This is a genomic window from Mycobacterium sp. 852002-40037_SCH5390672 (genome assembly GCF_001665875.1).
Classification (GTDB): domain Bacteria; phylum Actinomycetota; class Actinomycetes; order Mycobacteriales; family Mycobacteriaceae; genus Mycobacterium.
Map to the genome: position 1 here is coordinate 36,027 of NZ_LZTA01000082.1, position 25,176 is coordinate 61,202.

General features: G+C 68.4%; 22 protein-coding genes and 1 pseudogene. 9 read left to right on the forward strand and 14 right to left on the reverse strand.

Annotated elements, in window-relative coordinates; all coding sequences use genetic code 11:
• Window positions 1-16 precede the first annotated feature (16 nt).
• The 4 genes from A5782_RS15015 to glmS all read right to left on the reverse strand — a co-directional run bounded on the left by A5782_RS15015 (window position 17) and on the right by glmS (window position 5,289).
• The gene (locus tag A5782_RS15015; protein ID WP_067101379.1) at window positions 17-1,438 is read right to left on the reverse strand and encodes a bifunctional ADP-dependent NAD(P)H-hydrate dehydratase/NAD(P)H-hydrate epimerase; all 1,422 of its coding nucleotides are present in this window, start codon (window positions 1,436-1,438) and stop codon (window positions 17-19) included.
• A gap of 126 nt (window positions 1,439-1,564) precedes the next feature.
• A complete protein-coding gene (locus tag A5782_RS15020) occupies window positions 1,565-2,281 on the reverse strand; it encodes a rhomboid-like protein (RefSeq protein ID WP_156623952.1) in 717 nt (238 codons plus the stop codon).
• A 69-nt stretch (window positions 2,282-2,350) separates the two neighbouring features.
• Window positions 2,351-3,295 carry a DUF4436 domain-containing protein gene (locus A5782_RS15025; RefSeq protein WP_067101384.1) on the reverse strand — a complete coding sequence of 315 codons (945 nt, stop codon included), beginning with the start codon at window positions 3,293-3,295 and terminating at the stop codon, window positions 2,351-2,353.
• Window positions 3,296-3,414: 119 nt separating this feature from the next.
• Window positions 3,415-5,289, reverse strand: coding sequence for a glutamine--fructose-6-phosphate transaminase (isomerizing) (gene glmS / locus A5782_RS15030; RefSeq protein WP_067101387.1), 1,875 nt, complete (start codon window positions 5,287-5,289; stop codon window positions 3,415-3,417).
• A gap of 627 nt (window positions 5,290-5,916) precedes the next feature.
• Here glmS and A5782_RS15035 point away from each other — a divergent pair.
• The 4 genes from A5782_RS15035 (at window position 5,917) to A5782_RS15050 (ending at window position 8,507) form a co-directional block, all read left to right on the forward strand.
• Complete coding sequence (locus A5782_RS15035; RefSeq protein ID WP_067101391.1) at window positions 5,917-6,114, forward strand: Rv1535 family protein; 198 nt, start codon at window positions 5,917-5,919, stop codon at window positions 6,112-6,114.
• 93 nt (window positions 6,115-6,207) lie between these two features.
• Window positions 6,208-7,047: a dienelactone hydrolase family protein gene (locus A5782_RS15040; RefSeq protein WP_067101394.1), complete on the forward strand. Its 840-nt coding sequence runs from the start codon at window positions 6,208-6,210 to the stop codon at window positions 7,045-7,047.
• Between the two features lie 31 nt (window positions 7,048-7,078).
• Window positions 7,079-7,429 carry an ester cyclase gene (locus A5782_RS15045; protein WP_067101398.1) on the forward strand — a complete coding sequence of 117 codons (351 nt, stop codon included), beginning with the start codon at window positions 7,079-7,081 and terminating at the stop codon, window positions 7,427-7,429.
• A gap of 37 nt (window positions 7,430-7,466) precedes the next feature.
• A complete protein-coding gene (locus tag A5782_RS15050) occupies window positions 7,467-8,507 on the forward strand; it encodes an LLM class F420-dependent oxidoreductase (RefSeq protein ID WP_067101401.1) in 1,041 nt (346 codons plus the stop codon).
• A gap of 4 nt (window positions 8,508-8,511) precedes the next feature.
• Here A5782_RS15050 and A5782_RS15055 read toward each other — a convergent pair whose 3' ends face one another.
• The 9 genes from A5782_RS15055 to eccCb all read right to left on the reverse strand — a co-directional run bounded on the left by A5782_RS15055 (window position 8,512) and on the right by eccCb (window position 18,647).
• Complete coding sequence (locus A5782_RS15055) at window positions 8,512-9,942, reverse strand: hypothetical protein (protein ID WP_067101405.1); 1,431 nt, start codon at window positions 9,940-9,942, stop codon at window positions 8,512-8,514.
• Window positions 9,943-9,945: 3 nt separating this feature from the next.
• Window positions 9,946-10,275, reverse strand: coding sequence for a type VII secretion target (locus tag A5782_RS15060; RefSeq protein WP_067101408.1), 330 nt, complete (start codon window positions 10,273-10,275; stop codon window positions 9,946-9,948).
• A gap of 42 nt (window positions 10,276-10,317) precedes the next feature.
• Window positions 10,318-11,655 (reverse strand): phosphoglucosamine mutase, encoded by a 1,338-nt coding sequence (gene glmM / locus A5782_RS15065; protein WP_067101411.1) that lies wholly within the window; start codon window positions 11,653-11,655, stop codon window positions 10,318-10,320.
• Between the two features lie 149 nt (window positions 11,656-11,804).
• Window positions 11,805-12,260 carry a 30S ribosomal protein S9 gene (gene rpsI, locus A5782_RS15070; RefSeq protein ID WP_197694239.1) on the reverse strand — a complete coding sequence of 152 codons (456 nt, stop codon included), beginning with the start codon at window positions 12,258-12,260 and terminating at the stop codon, window positions 11,805-11,807.
• Window positions 12,261-12,355: 95 nt separating this feature from the next.
• The gene (gene rplM, locus A5782_RS15075; protein WP_067101415.1) at window positions 12,356-12,799 is read right to left on the reverse strand and encodes a 50S ribosomal protein L13; all 444 of its coding nucleotides are present in this window, start codon (window positions 12,797-12,799) and stop codon (window positions 12,356-12,358) included.
• 261 nt (window positions 12,800-13,060) lie between these two features.
• Window positions 13,061-13,363, reverse strand: a complete 303-nt coding sequence (locus A5782_RS15080; protein WP_156623953.1) for a WXG100 family type VII secretion target — start codon at window positions 13,361-13,363, stop codon at window positions 13,061-13,063.
• 9 nt (window positions 13,364-13,372) lie between these two features.
• The gene (locus A5782_RS15085) at window positions 13,373-13,690 is read right to left on the reverse strand and encodes a WXG100 family type VII secretion target (RefSeq protein WP_067101421.1); all 318 of its coding nucleotides are present in this window, start codon (window positions 13,688-13,690) and stop codon (window positions 13,373-13,375) included.
• Between the two features lie 44 nt (window positions 13,691-13,734).
• A complete protein-coding gene (locus A5782_RS15090; RefSeq protein WP_067101424.1) occupies window positions 13,735-14,964 on the reverse strand; it encodes a type VII secretion-associated protein in 1,230 nt (409 codons plus the stop codon).
• Window positions 14,961-18,647 (reverse strand): type VII secretion protein EccCb, encoded by a 3,687-nt coding sequence (gene eccCb / locus A5782_RS15095; RefSeq protein WP_067101427.1) that lies wholly within the window; start codon window positions 18,645-18,647, stop codon window positions 14,961-14,963. The genes A5782_RS15090 and eccCb overlap by 4 nt, the downstream gene beginning before the upstream one ends.
• 127 nt (window positions 18,648-18,774) lie before the next feature.
• On the opposite strand from eccCb, the pseudogene eccD reads away from it, so the two are divergent.
• Together eccD and mycP are read left to right on the forward strand one after the other, a co-directional pair.
• A pseudogene (gene eccD / locus A5782_RS15100) lies at window positions 18,775-20,161 on the forward strand (type VII secretion integral membrane protein EccD).
• Window positions 20,161-21,471, forward strand: a complete 1,311-nt coding sequence (gene mycP, locus A5782_RS15105; protein ID WP_067101430.1) for a type VII secretion-associated serine protease mycosin — start codon at window positions 20,161-20,163, stop codon at window positions 21,469-21,471. Before eccD ends, mycP begins: the two are co-directional and overlap by 1 nt.
• On the opposite strand, the gene eccB is transcribed toward mycP, so the two are convergent.
• On the reverse strand, window positions 21,436-22,818 hold the full coding sequence (gene eccB, locus A5782_RS15110; RefSeq protein WP_067101433.1) for a type VII secretion protein EccB: 1,383 nt from the start codon (window positions 22,816-22,818) through the stop codon (window positions 21,436-21,438). The genes mycP and eccB overlap by 36 nt on opposite strands.
• 121 nt (window positions 22,819-22,939) lie before the next feature.
• Between eccB and A5782_RS15115 the strand changes: the two genes are divergently transcribed.
• From A5782_RS15115 to A5782_RS15125, 3 genes are read left to right on the forward strand one after another with little or no spacing between them, the layout of a single operon-like run.
• Window positions 22,940-23,845, forward strand: coding sequence for a cutinase family protein (locus A5782_RS15115; protein ID WP_369815631.1), 906 nt, complete (start codon window positions 22,940-22,942; stop codon window positions 23,843-23,845).
• Between the two features lie 42 nt (window positions 23,846-23,887).
• Entirely contained in the window at window positions 23,888-24,523 is a 636-nt protein-coding gene (locus A5782_RS15120; protein WP_067101436.1) for a cutinase family protein, read from the forward strand.
• Between the two features lie 2 nt (window positions 24,524-24,525).
• Complete coding sequence (locus A5782_RS15125; protein ID WP_231986689.1) at window positions 24,526-25,173, forward strand: cutinase family protein; 648 nt, start codon at window positions 24,526-24,528, stop codon at window positions 25,171-25,173.
• Window positions 25,174-25,176 lie beyond the last annotated feature (3 nt).

Here is a 25,176-nt window from a genome sequence, read left to right on the forward strand (position 1 = left end):
GGGTTCCTTTCTCCTGTTACAGGGCGGCCAGGGCGGCCCGGATGTGCGGAACGATCCGCGACGCCGACGTCGGCGCCTCACCCGGGCCGGGGTCGGCGGCCGACAGTGCCGCCGCGCGCGTGTGCACGAACGCCGCGGCGGCGGCCGCCTCGACCGGCGGCAAACCCGCCGCCAGCAGCGCGCCGATCATGCCGGACAACACGTCGCCGGAGCCGGCGGTGGACGCCCAGGACTGCCCGGCCGGATTGAGATAGACCGGGCCGCCCGGATCTGCGATGACGGTGACGTTGCCCTTGAGCAGCACCGTGGCGCCGAATGCGTCGGATAGCTTGCGGCACGCACCCACCCGGTCATCACCGGGCGGGTTACCCGCCAGGCGGGCGAATTCACCGGCGTGCGGAGTCAGCACGGTCGGCGCGGTGCGGTTGGCCACCAACTCGGGGTGGGCCGCCAGGATGGTCAGCCCGTCGGCGTCCACGATCACCGGCAGGTCGGTTTCCATCGCGAACCACAACGCTGCGGCCCCGACGTCGTCGGTGCCCAATCCCGGCCCGACGACCCAGGACTGCACCCGTCCGGCCGAGGCGGGGGTGGGCGAGGCGATCACCTCGGGCCAGTGCGCGAGCACCTCACGGTGCGCGCTGCCGGCGTAGCGGACCATGCCGGAGGTGGCCGCGACGGCGGCACCGGTGCACAGCACGGCGGCGCCGGGATACGTCGACGAGCCGGCCATCACGCCGGTGACGCCCTGCGTGTACTTGTCGTCGTGGGGCCCCGGTACCGGCCAGCGGGCGGCCACGTCGGCGGCCTCGAAACCCAGAACGTCGGTGTCGGGTAGATCGAGCCCGATGTCGATCAGCTCCACCCGCCCGCAGTCGCCGAGCGCGTGCACGGGTTTGAGCCCACCGAAGGTGACGGTCAGCGCGGCACGCACCGCGGGACCGGTGATCGCCCCGGTTGCCACATCGATGCCGCTGGGGATGTCGACGGCGACGACCGGGATGCCGCGGGCGTCGACCTCGGCGAACACCTCGGCCGCGGCCGGTCGCAGCGGGCCCGTGCCCGAGATGCCCACCACCCCGTCGATGACGAGATCCGTTGCCGGCGAGATGCTTTCGACAATGCGCCCGCCGGTCTGCCGGAACGCCGCCAGCCCCTTGCGGTGGGTGCGCTCGGGCTTGAGCAGGATCGCGTCGGCGGCCGCGCCGCGACGGCGCAGGAAGGTGGCCGCCCACAGCGCGTCTCCGCCGTTGTCTCCCGAGCCGACGACCGCGCACACACGTCGCCCGGCTACCCCGCCGGTGCGGGCGGTTAACTCACCGACGATCTCGGTGGCCAGCCCATAGGCGGCGCGCCGCATCAAGGCACCGTCGGGCAGCCTGGCCAGCAGTGGCGCTTCGGCCTGCCGGATCGCTTCTACGCAGTAGTAGTGGCGCATCAGAGTCAGATTACGTGTCACCGTCGCGGTGCACCGCCGCGCTCGGCTCGCCGGCATCCACGGCGGTCGACACCGCTTCGGAGTGGCCTGGCGCCCATAGCCTTTCGGGGCCCGCCGGTGCCGGCATCAGGTCGAGGTTTCCGGCGGCACCCGGCGGCGCACCATGGTCCGCAGTCGCGCCGGACTCAACCGCCGGCTGCCTTCGGAGCGCGTGCGAGTCATCGGGTAGAAACACAAGCCGATGAGGATCGAGGTGAAGTGCCCGATCGCGGTGAAGTTCAGTTCGTTACCCATCGTGATCAGCGGGAAACCGAAGATGACGAACAACACCCCGAGATAGCCCCAGCACCAGGGCCGGGCGATGTGGTAGGTCAGCACGGCCATCACGCCGACGAGGAAATAGCTCACCCCGATGTCACGGGCATGCACCAGTCGTTGCGACGCATCGTGTTCCTCGATGGCGAAGTAGAGGATGCCTTCGCTGATGTAGGTGGCGAGGATGTGAGAGCTCAATCCCACGGTGAGCCAGCGCAGTTGGCCGAGCCAGTGTTCGGCCGGCGCGAGAAACAGGGTGAACAGCAGCAGGTAGGGCTCGAAGTTCTTGCCGTCGATCCACAGCAGGCTGGAGAACAGGACGTCGAGCGGATCCCTGCCCAACTCGTGAATGTTGGTGGAGCGGTGCAGCAGTACCGAATGCAACTCCCTGCCGGTGAGATGGGTCTGGATGATCGTCGTGATCATCAGCACCAACAGCCAGCCGTAGGTCAGCGGCGCGCTTGTGACGAAATGCCAGACCGCCAGCGTCATGCTGCGCACTCGTCTGCGAACCGATGGATGCGCCACGACATCAACCTTCGCACGCGCGGCGCGGTGCCGGAGAACTTCGGCGGCAAACACGCCGCCGGCGATCGGCTAGTTCGCCGGTGCGGGGGCCGGATCCGCCGGTGCCGGGTCCTGTTCCGCCGGTGCGGGGGCCGGATCCGCCGGGGCCGGATTCGCCGGCGCGGCAGCGGGCAACGGTTTCAAATGTCGCCACCAGGAGCTGATGTAGAGAATCATCGAGACCGCCAACGCGACCAGCACCCAGATGACGACGGTGATGTCGACCCAGCTTCCGAATGGCGGCGAGCCGGGTAGCGCGTTGCGCAACGGCACCACCGCGAACAGCATGGCCGCGTACCACGTTGTCATCGGCGGCTGAAACGGTCGCCGGTCGCGCGCCGTCTGGACCGCAACGAACAGGGCCAGACTGGCGATCGTGACGAGCACGCCGAGGATGACGACGGCGAATGCCGCGGTGCTGAGCGAGCGCCGCACGTTCAGTCGGTAGGGGCCGTCCGCCTGGGATCTGGTGGCGGACAGCCGCCATCCCGAGAGGTGGTCGACGAAGGTGACCGGCACATGGTCGGGGGCCCGGTCGGTGTCGGGGCCGTAGAAGATTTCGACTTCGATCGGCCCCGAGCGATATTGATCGAAGGGCCAGCGCTCGATCTGGCCGGCGATGGTCAAAGGAACGGCCATCAGGCCGGGAAGCATGCCCTTGGTCCAGGTGTGCCGCGACGGCATCGCCGACGAACGCACGCGCAGGCTGAGATCGTCCTTGAGATGGTGGGTTTTCGGGTCCAACAACGCCAATCCGGGATTGAACGCCAGGTTGACGGCGAGCACGCTGTTGTTGGACTGAATATCTTCCACGTTGATGGTCGCCGACGGCTTGTCGCCGTCGACAGCCGGAGCGGCCACATCCAGATGCCGGCCACTGCCGCTCTGCGCGTACATCGCGACCGCCACCAGGTATGCCGCGAGGATGAGGACGATAAGACCTACGACGCCGTACTTCGTGCCGGCCGATCGCATACTTCCTCCCGTACGGATGTAGCCCAACCCACCTGCCGCAAATGCTGTCCCAGGGCAATGTAATGGATCGGCTGCGTGTCCGCCGGTGATACGGGCGAAGGGGCGCGGGCTATGCCCGCCTATTCGACGGTGACGGACTTGGCCAGATTTCGCGGCTTGTCGACGTCGTAGCCGCGGGCCTGCGCCACCGACGCGGCGAACACCTGAAGCGGGATGGTCGACAGCAGCGGCTGGAGAAGCGTTGACACCGAGGGAATTTCGATCAGGTGGTCCGCGTAGGGGCGCACGGTGTCGTCGCCTTCCTCGGCGATCACGATGGTGATCGCGCCGCGGGCCTGGATCTCGCGGATGTTGGACAGCAGCTTGGCGTGCAGCACGGCCGACCCCTTGGGCGACGGCATGATGACGATGACCGGCAGATCGTCTTCGATCAGCGCGATGGGGCCATGCTTGAGCTCGCCGGCGGCGAAACCCTCGGCGTGCATGTACGCCAATTCCTTGAGTTTCAGCGCGCCTTCCAGCGCCACCGGGTATCCGACGTGGCGCCCCAGGAACAGCACCGTCGGGGACTGAGCGAATTGATAGGCCAGGGCGGCCACCGGCTTGATCGTCGCGATCACCCGCGCGACAAGGTCCGGCATCGCCTCCAGCTCGTGGTATTCGCGCTGCACCTCGTCGGGGTACTTGGTGCCACGGGCCTGCGCCAGGGCCAGCCCCACCAGATAGTTGGCGGTGATCTGCGCCAGGAACGTCTTGGTCGAGGCCACCCCGATCTCCGGGCCGGCGCGGGTGTACAGCACGGCGTCGCATTCGCGCGGAATCTGCGAGCCGTTGGTGTTGCAGATCGCCAAGACCTTGGCTTTCTGCTCCTTGGCGTGCCGAACCGCTTCGAGCGTGTCCGCGGTCTCGCCCGACTGCGAGATGGCGACCACCAAAGTGCTGCGGTCCAGAACCGGGTCGCGGTAACGGAATTCGCTGGCCAGCTCGACCTCGACCGGCAGCCGCGTCCAGTGCTCGATCGCGTACTTCGCCAACAGCCCGGAGTGATACGCGGTGCCGCAGGCCACCACGAAAACCTTGTCGATCTCGCGGAGTTCCTGATCGGACAGGCGCTGTTCGTCGAGGACGATCCGGCCGTCGACGAAGTGTCCCAGCAGCGTGTCGGCCACGGCGGTGGGCTGCTCGGCGATCTCCTTGAGCATGAAGTACTCGTAACCGCCCTTTTCTGCGGCGGCCAGATCCCAGTCGATGTGGAACTCGCGGTATGCCCCAGGTCCCAAGTCGTCGTTGCCGTCGAAGTCGGTGATCCGGTAGCCGTTCGCGGTGATCACCACGGCCTGGTCCTGGCCGAGTTCGATGGCGTTGCGCGTGTGCGGGATGAACGCGGCGACATCGGAGCCGACGAACATCTCGCCGTCGCCGATGCCGATGACCAGTGGGGTGGAGCGGCGGGCGGCGACGATGGTGCCGGGGTGGTCGGCGTGGGCGAACACCAGCGTGAAGTGGCCGTCCAGGCGGCGCAGCACCGCGAGCACCGACGCCGCGAAATCGCCCGCGGTGTCGCCGTGCCGATATGCCTGGGCCACCAGGTGCACCGCCACCTCGGTGTCGGTGTCGCTGGCGAACTCCACGCCCTGGGCCTCCAGCTCGTGGCGCAGGTTGGCGTAGTTCTCGATGATGCCGTTGTGGACGACGGCGATCTTGCCGGCGGCGTCGCGATGCGGGTGGGCGTTGCGGTCGGTGGGGCGTCCATGGGTGGCCCATCGGGTGTGGCCCAGACCGGTGGTTCCGGTCAGGGACGACGGCGGCATCTGGGCTACCGCCTCTTCCAGGTTGGCCAGCCGGCCGGCGCGACGGCTGACCGTCAGGATGCCGTCACCGTTGGCCAGGGCGATGCCCGAAGAGTCGTAGCCTCGGTACTCCATCCGGCGCAGCGCGGCCAGGACGACTTCACAGGCGGGCTGCTGCCCGACGTAGCCGACAATTCCGCACATTCTGAACAGGGTAGTGCAGGTGCACCACCACTCCCGCACTCCGCGGTGATGGTTAGGCCGCCCACCTGCGCGAAAGGCCCGTTTTGACCGACCCGTACCGCACCGCGCAACCCACGACGCGCTGGCCGGTTGGTGGAGTGTGGACGTCCCTGCTGGTGATGAACCGGGGTTGCGCTGATCGCCAATTGGAACGCTATCCGCGCCCCGGCCGGGCGGCCGCCGGGCAGGTACCGCGATAGTCATTCACTCATTCGTCACAAACGGCGGAATCATTTTTCACTTAGCGTATTCGTAACGTTTTCGTTTGCTGCGTCGCCCACCAGATTTTTGCGCCTAATATCCAAAATATCAGCAAACACCGGAAACAACCCGAACCTGCGGGAAGGATGGGCCGCTTGACGCCCGTCCGATCACGATCACGCAGCGTGTCAGGCACGAACCCGTGGTCATCCATTTGCCGTCAGGGGTTTATTCTGCGTAGGTCAGATAATCTGGCTACCTGGGACCACGCTTTTAGCCGAGCCATGAATTCAGTCGTCAGTGGTTGTTAACCGGGAATTGTGCAACGGGTCGTATTGAGATGCGTAACTTTTCGGACCGCCTATCGGGCGCCATGAGGAGGCAATCATGACCGCAGTTCGCTACGACGACGTGGTGCCCGCCTCGGTGGCACCGGCGCCCAGGCAATCACCCAGGCAGCGCCAGCAGCCGTCGACCGGCTCGGGAAACCCCTTGATGGACATGACCACCCGGCTGCTGGCCATCCCGCTGCACCAGCTCTACGCGGCGCTGTGGCGGGCGGGTGTCATCGAGGTCCGGGGCTAGAAAAGGACCGCGAAACGCCTGGGTAAGGCCCGTGCCGGGCGCCCGGCGTTCCTTGTCCCCCGTCGCCCGATTGCGATGCGCTAACGTCAACGCGTGGCCCGCATCCGCAAGCTCGTCGCAGCACTGCACCGCCGTGGCCCGCATCGAGTTTTGCGTGGTGACCTGGCCTTTGCCGGCCTGCCGGGTGTGGTGTACACCCCGGAGGAGGGGCTGAACCTGCCCGGCGTGGCGTTCGGCCACGACTGGCTCGCCGGCGCGGCCCGGTATTCGAACTTGCTCGAGCATCTGGCGTCGTGGGGCATCGTGGCCGGCGCGCCCGACACCCAGCGCGGCCTGGCTCCGTCGGTGCTGAACTTCGCCTTCGATCTCGGCACCGCCCTGGACATCGTGTCGGGCGTGCGCCTGGGACCCGGCAAGATCAGCGTGCACCCCGCCAAGCTCGGCGTGGCCGGTCACGGTTTCGGCGGCTCGGCGGCGGTGTTCGCCGCGGCCGGGATGCCGGCCAAGCTCGCGGCGGTGGCGGCGCTTTTCCCCAGCGTCACCAGCCCACCGGCCCAGCAGCCGGCCGCGACACTGAAGGTCCCCGGAGTGATCTTCACCGCACCGGGTGATCCCAAAACGCTGAACTCCAACGCGTTGGCGCTCGCCGACGTGTGGGACGCGGCGACGCTGCGCATCGTCAGCAAGGCCGAAGCCGGTGGGCTGGTCGAGGGCCGCCGGCTGACCAAGGTGTTGGGGCTGGCCGGTCCGCACCGGCGCACCCAGCGCTCGGTTCGGGCGCTGCTGACCGGTTACCTGCTCTACACGCTCGGCGGCGACAAGGACTACCGCGACTTCGCCGATCCGGAGGTGCACCTGCCGGGCACGGAGGCGATCGACCCCGAGGCGCACGCTATTCCCCTGGAAGACAAGATCGTCGCCCTGTTGAAGTGAGGCGGCGGCGCCCAGCGGGTAATTGTCCGTTATGTCGACCGTGCAGGCGCTCTACGACCGCTGGATCATCGAGCTGTGGAACGGCCAGCCCATCGCGGCCGAGATCGTCACCGAGGACTTCGTGGGTCACTGGCCCGGCCGGGAGATACATGGGCCGCGGGGCCTGGCGCAGGTCATCGAGCAGACCCGAAACATATTCTCGGACTTGAGCTTTGCCATCGAGATCGGGCCGCTGTGCGACGGCGACCTGGTCGCGGGCCGCTGGGTGGGCACCGGTCTGGGTCCGGACGGCCCGGTTTCGTTCACCGGCAACGACATCCTTCGCCTGGCCGCCGACGGTCAACGGTTCGCGGAGTACTGGACGGGCACTTCGGCGGGCTGAGCGTCCCGGGTCGCGCGGCAGCTGGTAAGTGTCATTGATGCGAATCGGGATCGCGCTGAATTATTCGGGCGGCTTTCACGAGGCCGTCGACCGCTTGGTCGAACTCGAGAAGTCCGGCATCGAAGTCGTGGTGGTGGCCGAGGCGTATGCCTTCGACGCCATCAGCCAGCTGGGCTATCTGGCCGCCAAGACGAACACCGTCGAGTTGGCGTCCGGGGTGCTGCCGATCTACATCCGTACGCCGTCGTTGTTGGCGATGACCGCCGCGGGGCTGGATTACGTGTCCGACGGGCGTTTCCGTCTCGGCATCGGCACCTCCGGGCCGCAGGTGATCGAGGGATTTCACGGCGTCCCGTTCGACGCCCCGATCGGCCGCACCCGCGAGATCGTGGAGATCTGCCGCAAGGTGTGGCGCCGCGAACGCGTGCAATACGACGGCAAGCACTATCAGCTGCCGTTGCCCGCGGACCGCGGAACGGGATTAGGCAAGTCGCTGCAGCTCATCAATCACCCTGTACGCGAACGCATTCCGGTCAGCATCGCCGCGCTGGGCCCCAAGAACGTCGAGCTCACCGCCGAGATCGCCGAGGGCTGGCAACCCGTCTTCTACCTTCCGGACAAGGCCGCCTCGATGTGGGGTGAGGCTCTGGCGGCCGGTGCCGCCAAGCGCGATCCCGCGTTGGGGCCGCTCGATGTGATGGTGCACGCGTCGCTGGCCATCGGGGACAACCTTGACGAGCGGCTGGCCTGGGTCAAGCCGCAGCTGGGGCTCTACATCGGCGGGATGGGCGCCAAAGGCCGCAATTTCTACCACAATCTGGCGACGCGCTACGGGTTCGGCGAGGTCGCCGACCGGATCCAGGAGCTGTACCTGTCGGGCCGCAAGCAGCAGGCCATCGACGCGGTGCCCGACGAGCTGGTGCGCGGCATGTCGCTGATCGGCCCGCCCGGATACGTCGCCGAACGCATGGCCGCCTTCGCCGAGGCCGGGGTGACCACGCTGCTGGTGAACCCGCTGGCCACCGACCGCGAGGAATCCATGCGCTTTGTCGAGGAAGCTTTGAAGCTGCAGCCCTGAGCGGTCATTGCCCCGCCTGCGGAAGCTGGTCCGCGGCAATCTCGCAGGGTGTTGACCCCTCGTTCGCCGCCGGTGCAGGCTCGGCGGAGGGAGCGGCGGGCGGTGCCGGCGGCTCGCCCGGTGGTGACGTGTCTGCCGGCGGTGCGCCCGCCGGTGCCGGGGCCTCGACCGGTTGAATCGGGTCGCTGGGCGCGCTCGGCTCGGGTGGGCCGACGGGTTGAACCTGGTCTGTTTTGGCGGGATCGTCGGCGTGCTCGGCGGCCTTGTCGTCAGCTGCGGTCTTGTCATCGATGACGTCGCCGGTGTGCTCGGGATCTTCCGGGTGGAACGGGTTTTCGTCGAAGGCGTTCTCGTCGTCGGCGCCGGCCAATGAGTCTGCGCCGCCCAGGCCGTCGCCCGTCGATCCGATCAGCCCGCCCACCGCATCGACGATGCGCCCGGCCAGCCCGAGCAGCCCGCCGCCACCGCCGAGTCCACCGCCCAGACCGCCGCCGCCGAGTCCACCGACGTCGCCCATGGGCATGCCACCCAGATCGCCCGCCGGCATGCCCAGGGCATCGCCGAGCGCGGCTCCCCAGTCCGCCGGAGGCGCCGGGGCGGCGGCGACCGGCGGCGGTGCCGGAGCAACCGAATCCGGTGTGGCACCGCCCGAAGCGGGCACGGCGGACATCAATGTCGGCGCGGGATCGGCCGGCGGTACGGGCGCGACGGACACCGGCGGGGCGAGTTGCGTCGGCACAAAACCACGTCCGAGATCACCGGGACATTCGAAGCGCGTCGTCGGTACGGCTGCCATCTTGTCGATGACCATGGCGTAGGACGTCTCGACCCCGTCCGAGGCCGACCGCATCGCCGTCAACCAGTCGTTGCGAATGTCATTGTCCACGTATGGCATAACCTGCTGGCGCACCACGTCGGCCGCGCTGTCCCGGTCCCCCGCCGTGACCGCGGCCGCGGCGGCCAGCCATGCCGGCCGCGGCAGCCGCGCGCGGTCGTCGACGGCGATGGCGGTCGCCACTTTCGAGTCCACCAGATACCACAGGTTGTCGCGCAGCGACTCGCACCGTTGGGCCGCCGCGCGCAGTTCGGTGGCGACCGCGTCCGCGGTGTCGCAATGCCGCTGCAACAGCTGCACCGCGGCGTCCCCGCCCGAACCCGTCCACGCCGCGGCCAGCTCGGCCACCTGGGCGCGCTGCATCCGCAGCGCTTCGGCCGCCACCACGCCCGCCGCCCGCAGCTCCGCGCAGTCGCGGTCCAGCGCGCGCAGGTCGAGACCGTCCTCAGCCGCATACCGCTCGCGAACCTGTGCGGGATGCATTGTCAGATCGGGGTTTTGGTAGCCCAGCGCATGACAGGCCTGCACGTAGGTCTGGGTGTGCTCGACGGCAACCCGGCCCTCGGCGAGGCGCGCGGCCACATCCAACCGGTCGGCCACGAGCTAGGCGATCCGCGCCGCGGCATACAGTTCGGCGTCGGCATAGCGCTCGGCGCTGGACCGCAGCGCGAGGGCGATCTCGGTCGACGCACGCGACCACTGCGACACCTGAGCCACCAGCCGCTCCAATTCGACGCGCAGGGTGTCCCCGCGCGCGGTGTGCGCCCGCCCGGCGCTGGCCCCACCGAACGCCAGCCTGGCCAGATGGTCGCTGACCGCGCGGTCGAGGAAGTCGGCCGCCATCGCGAATTGGTTAGCGACACGTTGCGCCGCCGGCACATCGATCTGCGTACGGGCGACGGCTACAGGGCGTGTTCCCCCAACGGATTTCATGCCTTATCCGACGCCCCCAGACGCGCCGGGGTTCCGAGGAGATCAGAGCGCGTCGCTGACCGCTTCGGCGACGCGAGCGGCGACCCGCTGAGCTATGTCCTTCTCGGGCGCTTCCACCATGACGCGGATCATCGGCTCAGTTCCCGACGGGCGCAACAGGATTCGGCCGGTATCGCCCAGCTCGGCCTCGGCCTGCCCGACGGCGCTCTGCACCGCGGGCGCGCTGGCGGCGGTGTCCTTGTCGGCGACGGTGACATTGATCAGCACCTGCGGCAGCGTCCGCATCGCGGAGGCCAACTCGGCCAGCGACGAGCCGGTCTGCGCCATGCGGTTCATCAGCCGCAGCCCGGTGACGATGCCGTCGCCGGTCGAGCCCAGCGCGGGCATCACGATGTGCCCGGATTGCTCGCCGCCCAGACTGTAGTCGCCGGCCCGCAATTCCTCCACGACGTAGCGGTCGCCAACACCGGTGGTGCGCACCGTGATTCCGGCCGAGCGCATGGCCAGGTGCAACCCCAGGTTGCTCATCACGGTGGTCACCAACGTCTTGGACGCCAGCTCGTCGGCCTCGTGCATGGCCAACGCCAGCACCACCATGATGTGGTCGCCGTCGACCAGATTGCCGTTGGCGTCGATGGCCAGGCACCGGTCGGCGTCCCCGTCGTGCGCCAGGCCCAGGTCGGCGCGGTGCGCGACGACCGCCGCGCGCAGCGAATCCAGGTGCGTCGAACCGCAGTTGTCGTTGATGTTGAGCCCGTTAGGGTCGGCGTTGATCGCGATCACCCGCGCGCCGGCCGCGCGGTAGGCGCGCGGGGCCACCGCGGAGGCCGCGCCGTGGGCGCAGTCCACCACCACGGTCAGCCCGTCGAGGCGCAGCGTGCTGGCCTTGCTCAGGTGGCGCAGGTAGCGGTCGGCCGCGTCCTCGGCGTCAATGACCCGCCCGATCCCGGCGCCGACCGGGCGCAACCCCGGGTCCGCCCCGAGCAACGCCTCGATCTGCTCCTCGGTGCCGTCGTCGAGCTTGCGGCCGCCGGGACCGAAGATCTTGATGCCGTTGTCGGGCATCGGGTTGTGCGACGCCGAGATCATCACCCCGAAGTCGGCGTCGTAAGCACCGGTCAGGTAGGCCACCGCGGGGGTGGGCAGCACCCCGACCCGCAGCGCGTCGACGCCGTGACTGGTCAGCCCGGCGATCACCGCCGCCTCGAGCATTTCGCCGCTGGCCCGCGGATCGCGGCCGATCACCGCGACCCGCCGGCCCGGTGCCGGCGCGCTCGCCAGGTGCCGCGCCGCCGCGGAACCCAGCGCCAGCGCCAGCTCGGCGGTCAACTCGCGATTGGCGACCCCACGGACACCGTCGGTGCCGAATAGTCGACCCATGCGAACAAACCTCTCACAGTTGTCGGGCTAGCACCTAACGTGCCCGTTCCTTTGTGAACGAAACCGGCCACGTCCGGGCGCAGACACGCCGCAGCCGGCCACAACTTGTGCACCACGATGCCAAGTTGTGGCCGGATAGCGACGGCTGATCAGCGCTTGCTGTACTGAGGCGCCTTACGGGCCTTCTTCAGGCCGTACTTCTTGCGCTCGGTGGCGCGCGGGTCACGGGTGAGGAAGCCGGCCTTCTTCAGCGGGGGCCGGTCCTCGGGCTGGGCCACGATCAGCGCCCGGGCGATGCCCAGACGCAGCGCGCCGGCCTGCCCCGACGGGCCGCCGCCGTGCAGCAGCGCGTAGATGTCGAAGCTGTCCACCCGGTCGACGGTGACCAGCGGGGCCTTGATGAGCTGCTGGTGCACCTTGTTGGGGAAGTAGCCCTCCAGGGTGCGGCCGTTCAGGTTGAACTTGCCGGTGCCCGGCACCAGGCGCACCCGCACCACGGCCTCCTTGCGGCGGCCGACGGTCTGGATGGGCCGGTCGAACACGAAGGACTCGGCGGGCGCGGCGGCTTCGACGGTGTCGGAGGCCTCGACCGGGGCTTCGGTCACCTCGGCGACCTCGACGGTCACTTCGACTTCCGGGGTTTCCGGGTTATCCGCGGTTTCGGGGTTTTCCGGGTTTTCCACGGCCTCGGGCGTTTCGGTCACTGGGCCACCTGCTTGATCTCGTACGGAACGGGCTGTTGTGCGGCGTGGGGGTGCGTCGGGCCGGCGTAAACGTGCAGTTTGCGCGCGATCTGGCGGGCCAGCTTGTTCTTGGGCAGCATGCCGACGATCGCGTCCTGAACGACACGGTCGGGGTGCTTGTCCATCAGCTCGCGCATGGTGCGACTGCTCAGACCACCGGGATACCCCGAGTGGCGGTAAGCCAGCTTCTTGTCCAGCTTCTGGCCGCTGAAGGCGACCTTGTCGGCGTTGATGACGATGACGAAGTCACCGCCGTCGACATTGGGGGTGAACGTCGGCTTGTGCTTGCCGCGCAACAGGGTGGCTGCCACGACGGCAAGGCGGCCAAGCACCACGTCCGTGGCGTCGATGACGTGCCACGATCTCGTGGTGTCACCCGCCTTTGGCGTGTACGTAGGCACAGCGCTTACCACTTTCTCTTTGCGAGCCTCTTGGCTCGGGGTGATCCCGGTGTGACCCGGGGGCCGGTCAGGCGTTCGCGGCAGGGCTTGTCTCGGCGACCGACATTGACCCGAGGCCCCGGCGTACCGCACGCCAACGGAGCAGCTTACCGACCGCCATCCCCGCAGGTCAAAATGACTGTGTGGTCCCGACGGCTCTCCCCCGTCAGGACCACACAGGTCTCACGGCGCGGCTAGGACCGCGCGGTGTCTATTCGGCCGCTACCGCGCCCAGATGCCGGCCGCCCGACGGTCGGCTTCGGCCACCTCTTGCGCACCGTCGCGTACCGCATTTCCCAGCTCGACCAGTATCTCGTTGAGCGCGGTCGCCGACTGATGCCATTTCAGCTGCTCAGCCTGGTAGGCGGCGGCCGCTTCAGAGGTCCAGAGCTGCCGCAGCGGTGTGATCTGTGTGCACAGCTCGTCCAGCGCGGCGTTGAAGCGGGCCGACGTGGAGTGGATTTCCTGGCGCACCGAGTGTTCGATTTCGCCGAAGTTATAGGAAAGCACCGGGTCCACGGGGATCCTCCCTCGTCACAGGTTTCCGCCGGCGGCGGCGATGTGGTGTGCATGGTTTTGGCCGGCCTCCTGCAGGGTGGCCGCATTGTGCCGAATGGTGTCGGCGATGGCGTTCAGGGCGTGGTAGAGCCGCAGCGACTCCGCGTTCCAGCGATCCATCACCTCTTTGAAGCGCGCGGCGGCGAGCCCGCCCCACGCCGACGCAGGCACGCCGTTCATGCGACCGACGAATGCCTGCAGCATCGCCCTGATTTCCTCGTTGCGGACGTCGGTGGCACCCGCCACCGACCGCATCAGGTCCAAGTCGGTGCTCAGCGTGTTCGATGCAGCCATACCAAATACGACCCACGCGGCCGTCTTGCGGTTCCATAAAATTCTCATCCGACCGCGTGGGCGGATCGCACCGCCTGTTCGCACGCATCGCGGACGGCGTCTTCGTCGCCGGCCCGGCTCTGGCAACCGATGCTGATCCGAACCGGGCCGTCCAGCAGCACCGTCCAGCGCACATGATGGCCGGGGCGCACTTCGCGGTAAGTCACCGCCGGCCGGCCGACGCTGGTTCCGGACGGGTTGAAGTCGACAAACACCCCGGGCGGCGCCGCGTCGATCGCGCGCTTCAACCGGTCCGCGGTGCCGCTCAATGTCTCGCCCGCGACCGGCGATTGGGTGATGTGCAAAGCCACTTCGGGATCTGCCGGCGACGTGACCTGCACCCGTGCCGAGCCCGGTCCACTGACCACCCGCTGCTTCGACCATGCCACCGGCACCGACAGCGCCACCCGGCCCTCCACCAGAAATGTAGTGGGCGCCGTTTCCACCGGCTTCGACGCTACGACACCGGGGCGGCCCATCGTCACTGCGGTCGGTGCCGCCGCGGCGATCACGATGGCGGCCGCACCGAGCCCGCTCCGCGTCCGACCGCGCGATCGGTTGGCACCGGCGGGTGTGATCTTCGCACGCACCGGGTAGGCCGATGCCGCGAGTCGGGCCAGCCGGATGTCGTTGATCGTGAGGATGTTTGGGATCTTCTGTCCGCTTCCGCGCACCGCGTCGGCGATCAGCGTCGCCAGCACCGGCGCACCGGCGACGGCGCTCGGTGTGTCGATCAGCGCGGCCGCGGGCGCCATCGCGGCGATGACACCCGCAACGCCGTGGGCGACGGACTGCGGTTCGGCGTTACGCGGTATGGCGGTGACCTCGCTCGCCGTGATCGCCACCAGTCGCTCGGCGATTTCGACCACGACCGTCGCGGCCGGTGCGGCACCGCAAGACTGCATCAGCAGCGACGATCGTGCCCGCATCCGCGCTTCACCTGCCACGGACGCAGCGGCCGCACTCACCACGTCCACGCGCGGCGCCGACCACCACGAGGGATGAATGACGACCATACCGTCGCGGTGCCCCCGGGTTGCCGATCGCAGCGCGGCTTCCCACAATGCGTCGACGGCTACCGGGCGCTCCCCTACCAGCGCTACCCGGTCGTCAATCGCATCCAGCGCCGCCCGAACGATGCCGGCCATGTCGTCGTCGGCGACTGTGCTTGTCGCACAACATAACCGGCGGATCGTGCCGGGTCCGGCTTCGATGATTGCAGGGTGGTCGCTCATGGTGGGCTCCAGGCAACCTGGACGAGTTCTTCGGCACCGGCCCGAGTGCTCAGGACGCCGCGGCCCGGCGGCAATCTCATCGGCCGCGTGGAACCGAACGATCCGCCTTCAGCTGGACATCCGCTCATCAGCAGCGACATGCAACCGAGGTCGTGCAGACTCGCCAGTAGTGGCTCGAACATCGCGCGCTCGACGCCACCGCTGCGGCGGGCAATGACCAGATGTAATCCCAGATCCGCTGCATACGGCAAGAACTCGACGACGGGTGCCAGCGCATTGCCCGTCGGGGTGGCGACCAGGTCGTAGTCATCGACGACGACAAAAAGTTCCGGCCCCGACCACCAGACACCGCTGCGCAACTGGGCCTGGGTGGCGTCCGGCGGCGGCATCCGCGCCCGCAGAGACTCGATCAGCTCGGGCAGCAATACAGCCAGCGCCGCGGGCGACATGGCATAACCGCTGAGATGTTCCGACTCGACGACACCGAGCAGTGCGCGCCGAAAGTCGACGATCAACAGCCGGGCTTGCATGGGCGTCTTCGTCCGGACGATTTCGCGGCACAACGTCCGCAACGTCGCGGTCTTCCCGCACTCGTTGTCGCCGAGGACCAGAAGATGGGAGTGGCTTCCGAAATCGATTGCCATCGGCCGTAGTTCGCGTTCCCGTAGGCCAAGCAGGATCGGCGTACCCGATTCGGCGTTCGATCCGCGCACTGCGATCTCGATCGCTTCGCGATCCACCTGCATGGGCAGCTGGGGTATCGGCGGAGCAATCGATTCACCGGCCGGCACCTCGGCGATGGGCAGGGCAATCACCATGTGCAGGCCCTCACGGGAAAGACCACGGCCCGGGCTGTCACGCGGCACATGCTGCGCGGCCTTGCGGTCGATTTCGGAGTCCGCGGCATCGCCCAGCCGTAACTCGACGCGAGTGCCGATCTGATCCCTCAGCGATGGCCGGACCTCGGCCCACCGCGACGCCGACAACACCACGTGCACACCGAACGAAAGCCCTTGAGCCGCCAGTGCGGTGATCGACTCCTCCAGCGTTTCGAATCCTTGGCGCACGCCCGCCCAGCCGTCGATGACGAGGAAGACGTCACCGAACGGATCATTGTTCATGCGCCGCTGACGGTATTGGGCGATCGACGCGATGCCGTGCTCACGAAATAGGGCTTCACGGCGACGCACGAGCGACTCGCATTCGGCGACCATCCGGGCGACCAGACGCGGTTCCGCTCGCCCCGCCACCGCACCCACATGCGGCAGGGCGTCAACCGTCGACAGCGCCCCACCGCCGAAATCCAGGCAGTAGAACTGCACCTGACCAGGATCATGCGTGGCCGCCAGGGCCGTAATGAGGGTGCACAGCGTCGTCGACTTTCCCGATTGGGGTGCGCCGATGACCGCCACATTGCCTGCGGCTCCTGACATATCGACCATAAGCGGTGTCCGGCACTGATCGAAGGGGCGGTCGATGATGCCGATGGGGACCGTCAGGTTCCCCGGCATGCAGCCAGCGTCGGCCAGCACGGTGCGCAGCGCGGGCGCCGACCCGAGCGGGGGCAGCCAGACCCGATGCGCGAATGGCCCCTGGCCACCCAGGCGATCCAGCACAGCATGCGAGATGGTCCGTTCGGGCGTCCCGCTGACGTCGGCGGCGCGGGTGACCGCCCCGGTTACCCGGGTGCTGAACACCCGCACCGAGCGCGCTGTGACGGCGGGCGCACGAGATGGCGTGTTCGCCGGCAGCGGTGCCGAAACCAGGGCGGCCTGGAAGCGAATCGGTTCACCACCGCTGATGCGCAAGAACCCGGCGCCAGGGGTGCCCGCCAGCCGGTATGCGTCCAGATTCCCCAGCACGGCTTGGGATTCGGCGGCGGACAGCGTTTTCAGGCAGATCCGGTACGAGAGGTGGGCTTCCAGTCCGCGGAGGCGGCCCTCATCGAGGCGCTGGCTGGCCAGCAGCAGGTGCATGCCCAGTGAACGGCCGAGGCGGCCGATCGCGACGAACATGTCGGCGAAATCGGGATGCTGGCTGAGCAATTCGGAGAACTCGTCGACGATGATGAACAGCGTGGGCAGCGGGGCGGCACCAACCCCGCGCACGCGTTGGTATGCCGCGACGCTGGCGCAGGCCGCTGTCCGCAGCAATTGCTGGCGACGGTTCATCTCACCGGCCAGGGCATCGCGCATCCGGGCCACCAGCGGCGCGTCGTCGGCCAGGTTGGTGATCACCGCCGACACATGGGGAGCGTGCGCATAGTCGGAAAATGTTGCGCCGCCCTTGAAGTCGACGAGGAGCAGATTCAGCGCTTCCGGTGAGTTGTGGGTCATCATGCCCAGCGCGATGGTGCGCAACAGTTCCGACTTCCCCGATCCGGTGGCGCCGATGCACAGCCCATGTGGGCCCATCCCGTCTTCGGCCGGCTCTTTGATGTCCAGCTCGAGTGGGACACCCTCAACGGTGGTTCCGATCGGTACGCGAAGTCGGTCGCGGTGCCCTCGGCGACGCCACACAGTGACCGGATCGAAACGGTCCAGATCGGAAAGCCCGGCCATTTCTTGCCAATTGGGGCCAGAAGGTGCCGAGCAGGCCGTGCGCGCGTGGTGCCCGGCCAGCCGGCGTGCACAAATCAGCGCGTCGATGGGCGCCATCCGGTCGGGGCGCAATCCGGATGCCGGGTGGGCGGGGGTCGTGATTTTCAACGGTGCGCCATCGCAGCCGGTGCCGACCCCGATGCCGGTTGCGCCGATGATCGGATCGAGACCCTCGGCCAGATCGGTGATCACCACTACTTCGGGTCCTTGCACCGCCGCGAGCGCATGCCGCGCCTCTGCCGCGCCCGAATAGATCATCCGCACCGGACCCGCCTCGTCGGTGTGGACCGGATGCTGGTTGTGGGGCAGCCATTTCAGCCAATCCCAGTAGGCTCGGTTCTCCTCGTCGATCGCAGCGGCGATCAGCACGTGATCGGGTGCGTGCAGTACGGCCAGTTGGCAGACGACCGCACGCAGTAGCCCGCGCACCTCGGCCGGATCGCCGTCGATCGTCACGAGTGTTCCGGCACCCAAGCCGATCGTGGCCGCAGCGTGGATCGCCGAATGGGTGTGCAGGAAGTTCCGTAAAGCCGCGGCAGTGACCGGATCGCGGAGTTCCTCCGGCGGCAGCCGCGGGGCAACCAATCGGCGGGCGAGCGGCTGGGTTCCCATGCCCACCCGGACGAGGCCGAAGTTGACGTCGGTCGGCCGCCGCTCCCACATCCGTGGGCCGCCGATCAACGTCCACAGCGTGTCGGGATCGGGATGGCTCCTGACCGATGACATGTGCTGTGCCACAGCAATTTCGGATACAGGCTGACTCAACCTGCTCAGGTATTCGAGATATTGATCGCGGTCGGCATCGATCCCGCCGCCGTGCCGACGGGTTCGGGCGGTCAGCCCGGTTACCACAGTCGAAACCAGCATCATCGCCGGGAATGCCAGAAACATCGGGTTACGGGCCGCGCCGGTCCCAGCGGTGAACACCGCGGCCATGACGCCCATGCACACCAGGGAAAGCACAACCGGCACCAGCCGTGGCAGCATGCCCGGCGATTCCGGAGATGGGAGTTCGGGCGGCGCGTCTACCACGATGTCTTCAGCGGGAACCTGCGGTACCGCCGACACGAACGCCTGGGTCATCTCATCCCCTCCCGTGCGACGACGGTAAGAAGCACCGGCATCGGCGACAAGTCACCTGTGGACAGCCGGAAACCGGACGGTCCAAATCTGGCTATGTTCTCTGCTAATCCGACCGAAGGGTTCACTGTTGGCTGCATCCGATGCCGGACTGCGACGCGTCTCAGTGCACTGGGACGTTGCCGTCGTCGACGTCACCCTGCCCGCCGGGATCCCTGTCGCCGTGCTGATTCCGTCGATCGTCGACATCCTCGGGGTGGATCACCGGGACGACGAAGCCGGGCGCTATCACTTGGCGGTGCCGGGCGCGTCCGGATTGGATCCATCAATGACGCTGGCGCAGCACGGCATCGAAGACGGCGCAATCCTGGTGCTGAGCCGGCGATGCGCGCCGTTGCCCGCGCCCCGTTATTTCGACATAGCGCAGGCCGTGTCGGCCCACGCTCGAAGCCGCGGCACAGCCGTGCAGGAGCGCTTCGTATGGGCGGGCAGTCCGGTTCATCGGTGCGGCCGCGGCGATCCTGTTGACCGGAGTCGGGGGTGCGGTGATCGTGCGAAACATGTTTTTCACCAACGTGACTAGGGACGCCGGCACCACGATCGCTGTTTTGGTGTCGGCCGGCGCCCTCGCCTTGGGGCTGGCGTCCATCGCGCACCGCGGCTATGGAGACCAGATCGCCGGGCTGACGCTGAGCGTGATCTCCACAATGTTCGCCGGAATTGCCGGCGTTGTGGCGGTGCCGGGGGCTCCCGGTGTGCCCAATGTGTTGCTGGCCGCGGCGGCGGCCGGGGTCACTGCGGTTGTGGCGATGCGCGTATCCGGTTGCGGCGTGGTCACATTGACGGCCGTGTCGTGCTGCGCCATGGTTATCGCCGTGGCGGCGTTGGTGGGTGTGATCAGCGGGGCGCCATTGCACGTCATCGCTTCGGCAGCTGGGCTGGTATCCCTTGGCCTGCTCGGCGTGGCGGCGCGCGCATCTATCGCGTTGGCGGGGTTATCGCCCCGACTGGGGACGCCGGAGGTGGCTGAAGTAGAACCGGGCGGCGCGAGGGTGTACCGCCAGGCGGTCCGCGCCGACAGGTGGTTGGCAAGCCTGCTTGCCGGATTGTCGGTATCAGCCGCGGTGGGCGCGGTCGTCACCGTGCTTGCCGGCGCGCCACGGCTGTCCTGCACCGCGTTCGGCACGCTCACCGGGGCGCTGTTGCTGTTGCGCTCCCGATCCGGCGACACCAGAAGGATGCTGGTGTTTGCGGCCAGCGGAATCATCATTGCCGCAACGACCTTCGGCGTGGCCGCCTCGCGCCCGGTGGCGCACGGCGCGTGGGTCGCGGCGGCAACCACAATGTCGGTCGCCGCGGCGATGTACCTCGGGTTCGCCGGTCCGGCACGACCCGCGTCGCCCGTCCTACGCCGTGGCGTCGGCCTGCTGGAGTGGTTGGCGCTGGCAGCAATGGTTCCGTTGACCTGTTGGATATGTGGACTCTACGGTGCGGTGCGGGGTTTGAACCTCACGTGATGAGCTCACGCGCCGGCCGCCTGCTGGCGGTGTCGGCGCTGACACTACCGATCGCGTTCGGAGCGCCGGCGGCACAAGCTGTTTCGCCGCCCGGTGTCGATGACAGGTGGTTGCCCGAGCCCGCCCGGCCGGCGTCGGCGTGGCCGACCCTGCAACGCGAGGTTTGCGCGACGATGGCTGTCGACTCGGGACCAGGTCGCAACCGGCCAGTGGATCTGGGCGACCTACCGGCGGTGTGGCAACTCAGCCGCGGCGCCGGGCAACGGGTCGCGGTCATCGACACCGGGATCTCACGACACCGTCGGCTGCCCGATGTGGTGCCCGGTGGCGATTACGTGTCCACCGGTGACGGAACGCAGGATTGCGACGCGCACGGCACGCTGGTGGCTGGAATCATCGCGGCCGCCCCAGATTCCAAGTCCGACAGCTTCAGTGGGGTGGCGCCGGAGGCCACGTTGATCAGCATTCGTCAGTCCAGCGCGAAGTTCGCCCCGGCCAGCGACCGGTCCCGCATCGGGGTCGGTGACGTGGACAGTCTGGCGAAAGCCGTTCGGACGGCCGCCGATCTCGGAGCCTCGGTGATCAACATTTCGTCGATCGCGTGCGTACCGGCGGCCTCGGCGCTCGACGACCGTGCGCTGGGTGCCGCGCTGGCCTACGCCGTCGACGTCAAAAATGCCGTCGTCGTGGCCGCGGCCGGCAATACCGGCGGCGCCGGACAGTGCCCCCGGCAACGGACCGACGCCACCTGGCAGACCCTCACGGTCACGGTCAGTCCCGCCTGGTATGACGACTACGTGCTGACCGTCGGTTCGGTGAATGCCGATGGAGTGCCGTCGCCATTCACCCTTGCCGGCCCCTGGCTCGATGTCGCCGCACCGGGTGAGGCGGTGACGTCACTCGCGCCGGAGCCGGTATCCGGCACGAGCTATGCCGCCCCGATGGTCAGCGGAGTGGCCGCGCTGATCCGGGCCCGCTTCCCGGCGTTGCCCGCGCGCCAGGTGATGCAACGCATCAAGGCGACGGCGCGTCATCCGCCCGCCGGGTGGGATCCCCTGGTCGGTAACGGCACCATTGACCCGCTCGCCGCGGTCAGCACCGGCACGGGTACCGGCGCCACCGGTCCCGGCCCATCGCCGGCACCGGTGCCGATCATCGCGTCGCCGCCGACTCAACCGCGCGATGCTCGCGCACGGGACACCGCGCTTCGTGGAGCCGCGATCTGCCTGGTTGCACTGACTGTCGTGCTGACCACCGGGGCGCTCAGAGGTCGTTTACGGCATGCCCGCGACCGCATCGCGTGCGAGTGATGCGCGCTGTCGGCTCAGCTCCGGGCCGGACGGCAACAGTCTGAGAAGCGGCCACGGTGCCCGGGACGCGTCCGCGAGACCGAGGTCGCGCGCGGCGTCGTCGTCGTGAATGGCGAACCGGACGCCGGTGTCGGTGATGAGGTAGCAGGTGCCGGCTTTGTCGCCCGCCCGCACGTAGGCGCTTCGGCCGGGAGGCACGTACACGGCGTCCAGCGCCGGACCGTTGCCGTCGGCTTGCGCCAAAGCCACCGGCGCCCGGCCGGACGGGATCGGTAGCCGGCTCTCGGTCAGGAACGCAACTTCGGCTCGGCCGGATCGCGCCGCCTCCCAGCTGGCGCACAACGCGCCGGCGGGCTCTGAGAGTGCCGGCGGGTGGTCGGGAAAGAGGGCAACCGGTAGTTCGGCGACGACGGGCGCGGCCCGGATCGCTTCGGGTGCGACGGTGACGGGGTTGGCCGTTCCCTGCGAGTTGCTGAAGCGCAGGAGGTCGGCGGCCACTTGACCGATGCGCTGCACTCCGGCGGCCAGCACCGCGTAATACTCGTCGCCGTCGGCGCGTGTGATGCGAAGCACACTGCCGACCGAAAATCCGGGCAATCGGGGCGTCTTGGCGCCCAGGCCGTGGATCCGCGGTGGCGCGATCGGCGGCGCTTCCGGCACGGCGTTCAGCAACGCTTGCGAGACGAGCACCGGCGCGCGGCCCTCGAGGCGCAGCGCGCGCAAAACAGCAGGATCGTCGAGGTCTACCGCCGCCCGGTGCCCGTTGTAGAGCAGGTGGACGGGCGAACCCGCAGCGGGCGCCACCAGGATCGCTTGTCCGGCGGGCACGCGGTGCACCGGGGGCGCCTCGGAGCGGCGGCCGATGACGACCGTCGTGGTGCTAGCGCCCGTGCTAGCGCACATCGACCAATCCATATCCCCTGGCGACAGCGGCCTGCCGAGGAATTGCGGTGCGCCCGGAATGCCCAGCAGCGGGCCGCGTTTGGTGGCGTCCAGGTCGGAATCGGTAACCGGCTGCGGGTTGGCAGCCGTCGCCGCGATGAGCCGGGCAGAGGCCAGATTGAGCACCGGATGCCAGGCGTCACCCACTCGAACGAAGAGGGCACCGGACTCACGGCTCACCACGATCTGCGCGCGGTCCAGCGCGACATGAGGTCGCAGCACGGCGAGAAGCGCACAGCCCGCCAGGGCGATAGCGGTGAGCAGGCATCCGAACAGAGATGCCGGATGCCTACGCGAGCCAAACCCGGCAGCCCGAACATTCTCGCCCAGCAACGCGCTTTCGGTGCGACGCAGCAAATACCGGTAAGCGCTGACGTGCAGCCACGTGGCCGGCTGACGCGGCACTCGATCCCCCAACCCTGTGAATCCGTCGATGCCCACGGTAGGCCGCCATTTCGCGGCGCCAGAGCGGTTATCCACAGGTCGTAGGAGTTTCGGCTCGCCTGAAATCGGGTAAAATCGCCCGGTGAAAACTCACCGCACACGTACCCCTCGGGCGGGCACCGCGCGGTCAGCATGCCGTTTGATCGGCCTGGGTGCTGCTGCCCTGGTTATCGCCGCTGGCCTGTTCGCCACCCCTGCCGCGGCACCGCTCGCGCACGCCTTCGACTGCCCCGACGTCGAGGTCATCTTCGCCCGCGGCACCAACGAGCCCGCCGGCCTGGGCCGGGTCGGCGACTCCTTCGTGGACTCGCTGCGCCAGCAGACCGGCTTGAACATCCTGCCGTATGGGGTGAACTACGCCGCCAGCAAGCTGCAGCTGCACGGCGGTGACGGCGCCAACGACACCATTGACCGCGTCAAGAAGAGCGTGGAGACGTGCCCGAACACCAAGATCGTGCTGGGCGGCTACTCCCAAGGCGCCTCGGTGATGGACATCGTGGCCGGCGTCCCGATCGGCGGCATCAGCTGGGGCAACAAGCTGCCGCCGCAGTACGCCAACAACATCGCCGCCGTCGTCACCTTCGGTGACGTGGCCGACCGCGCCGGCGGAACCCTGCCCAGCCAGAGCGCGATGCTCGGCTCCAAGGCCGCCGACTATTGCAACCCCAACGACCCGATCTGCCACGCGGGCGAGGGCAACGAGTGGAGCGGGCACACCGAGGGCTACGTCCCCGTCTACACCACCCAGGCCGCGGCGTTCGTCGCGCAGAAGCTGGCGGCCGCCGGTCTCGGCCAGCAGTCGCCCGCGTTCGGTCCGCCGCTGGGCACCTCCCCGCAGACCCCCGGCTACGGCCAGCAGTCGCCGGTGTACGGGCAGAACCCGCCCGGGTCGGGCCCCTCGATCCACGGCGGTACCGGCACCGCTCCGGCGCCAGCGCCGGCGCTGCCCGCGCCCGCTACGGACTCACCGCAAGCACCTCTCGTCTAAATCGTTACCGTCGGGTTATCAACGCCCCCTTAACATCGCTGTGTGAGGCTTATCCCGTTAGGGCTGGGCATCGGAATCGGCGCGACGGGCGCGTTATTGATTGCCCCCCAATTGGTTCCGCATGCTTCGGCGTCGTGCCCCGGCGTTGAAGTGGTGTTTGCCCGGGGCACCGACGAGGCGCCCGGTGTCGGCAAGGTGGGCGGTGCCTTCGTCAGCTCGTTGCGCCAGCAGACCCGCAAAAGCGTTGGCGCATACGGAGTGAACTATCCAGCCAGCAAAGACTTCCTGGCCGCCACCAACGGCGCCAACGACGCCAGCACCCACATCCAGCAGATGGCCGCCAACTGCCCCGGCACCAAACTGGTGCTGGGCGGGTACTCGCAGGGCGCCGCCGTCGTCGACATCGTCACGGCCGCACCGGTGCCCGGCCTCGGCTACCGCCAGCCGCTGCCGCCCGCGGCCGCCGATCACGTCGCCGCGGTCGCGCTGTTCGGCAATCCGTCCGGCCGGGCGGGTCAACTGATGAGTGCCCTGTCCCCGAATTTCGAGGCCAAGACCATCGACCTGTGCAACCCGGGCGACCCGATCTGCTCGGGGGGCATGCAGTGGAGTTCGCACCTGAGCTACGTGCCCGGCTTGACCAACAGGGCAGCGAATTTCGTCGCTGCCAGGGTTTAACCTTGGGCCACCGCTGGTACGGCGTGGCATGCGCCGCCTCCATCGCCGTGGCGTCGCTGCTTGCCCTGGCAGTCACAACGTTCGCGGCGCCGACGGCATCGGCGGAATGTCCCGGAGCCGAAGTGGTGTTCGCCCGCGGCCGCGAGGAGCCGCCCGGTGTCGGCTACGTCGGTGCCGCGTTCGTCAATTCCCTGCGCGCCAAGGTGCGTATGCCGGTCGGGGCCTATGGGGTCAACTACCCCGCCGACGTCAGTCCCGCCAAGGGCGCCAACGACATGAGCGCGCACGTCCAGCAGATGGCGCGAAGCTGCCCGAACACCCGCGAGGTGCTGGGCGGCTATTCCCTGGGTGCGGTCTCCGCCGATCTGGTTGTCGCTGTGGCACAACCGTCGTTCGGGTTCACCAATCCGCTACCGCCGGCCCTGGATCAGCAGGTCGCGGCTGTCGCGTTGTTCGGCAACGGCACCCGCGGAATCCTGGGTCCGGTCCCCGATTTCAGTCCCGCCTTCGCCGCCAAGACAATCGACGTGTGCGCCAAGGGTGACCCGATCTGTTCCGGTGGCCTGAATTGGCCATCTCATCTGCAGCCCTCCTACATCGATTCCGGACTGGTGGATCAGGCTGCCGGCTTCGTCGCATCCAGGCTGTGACCG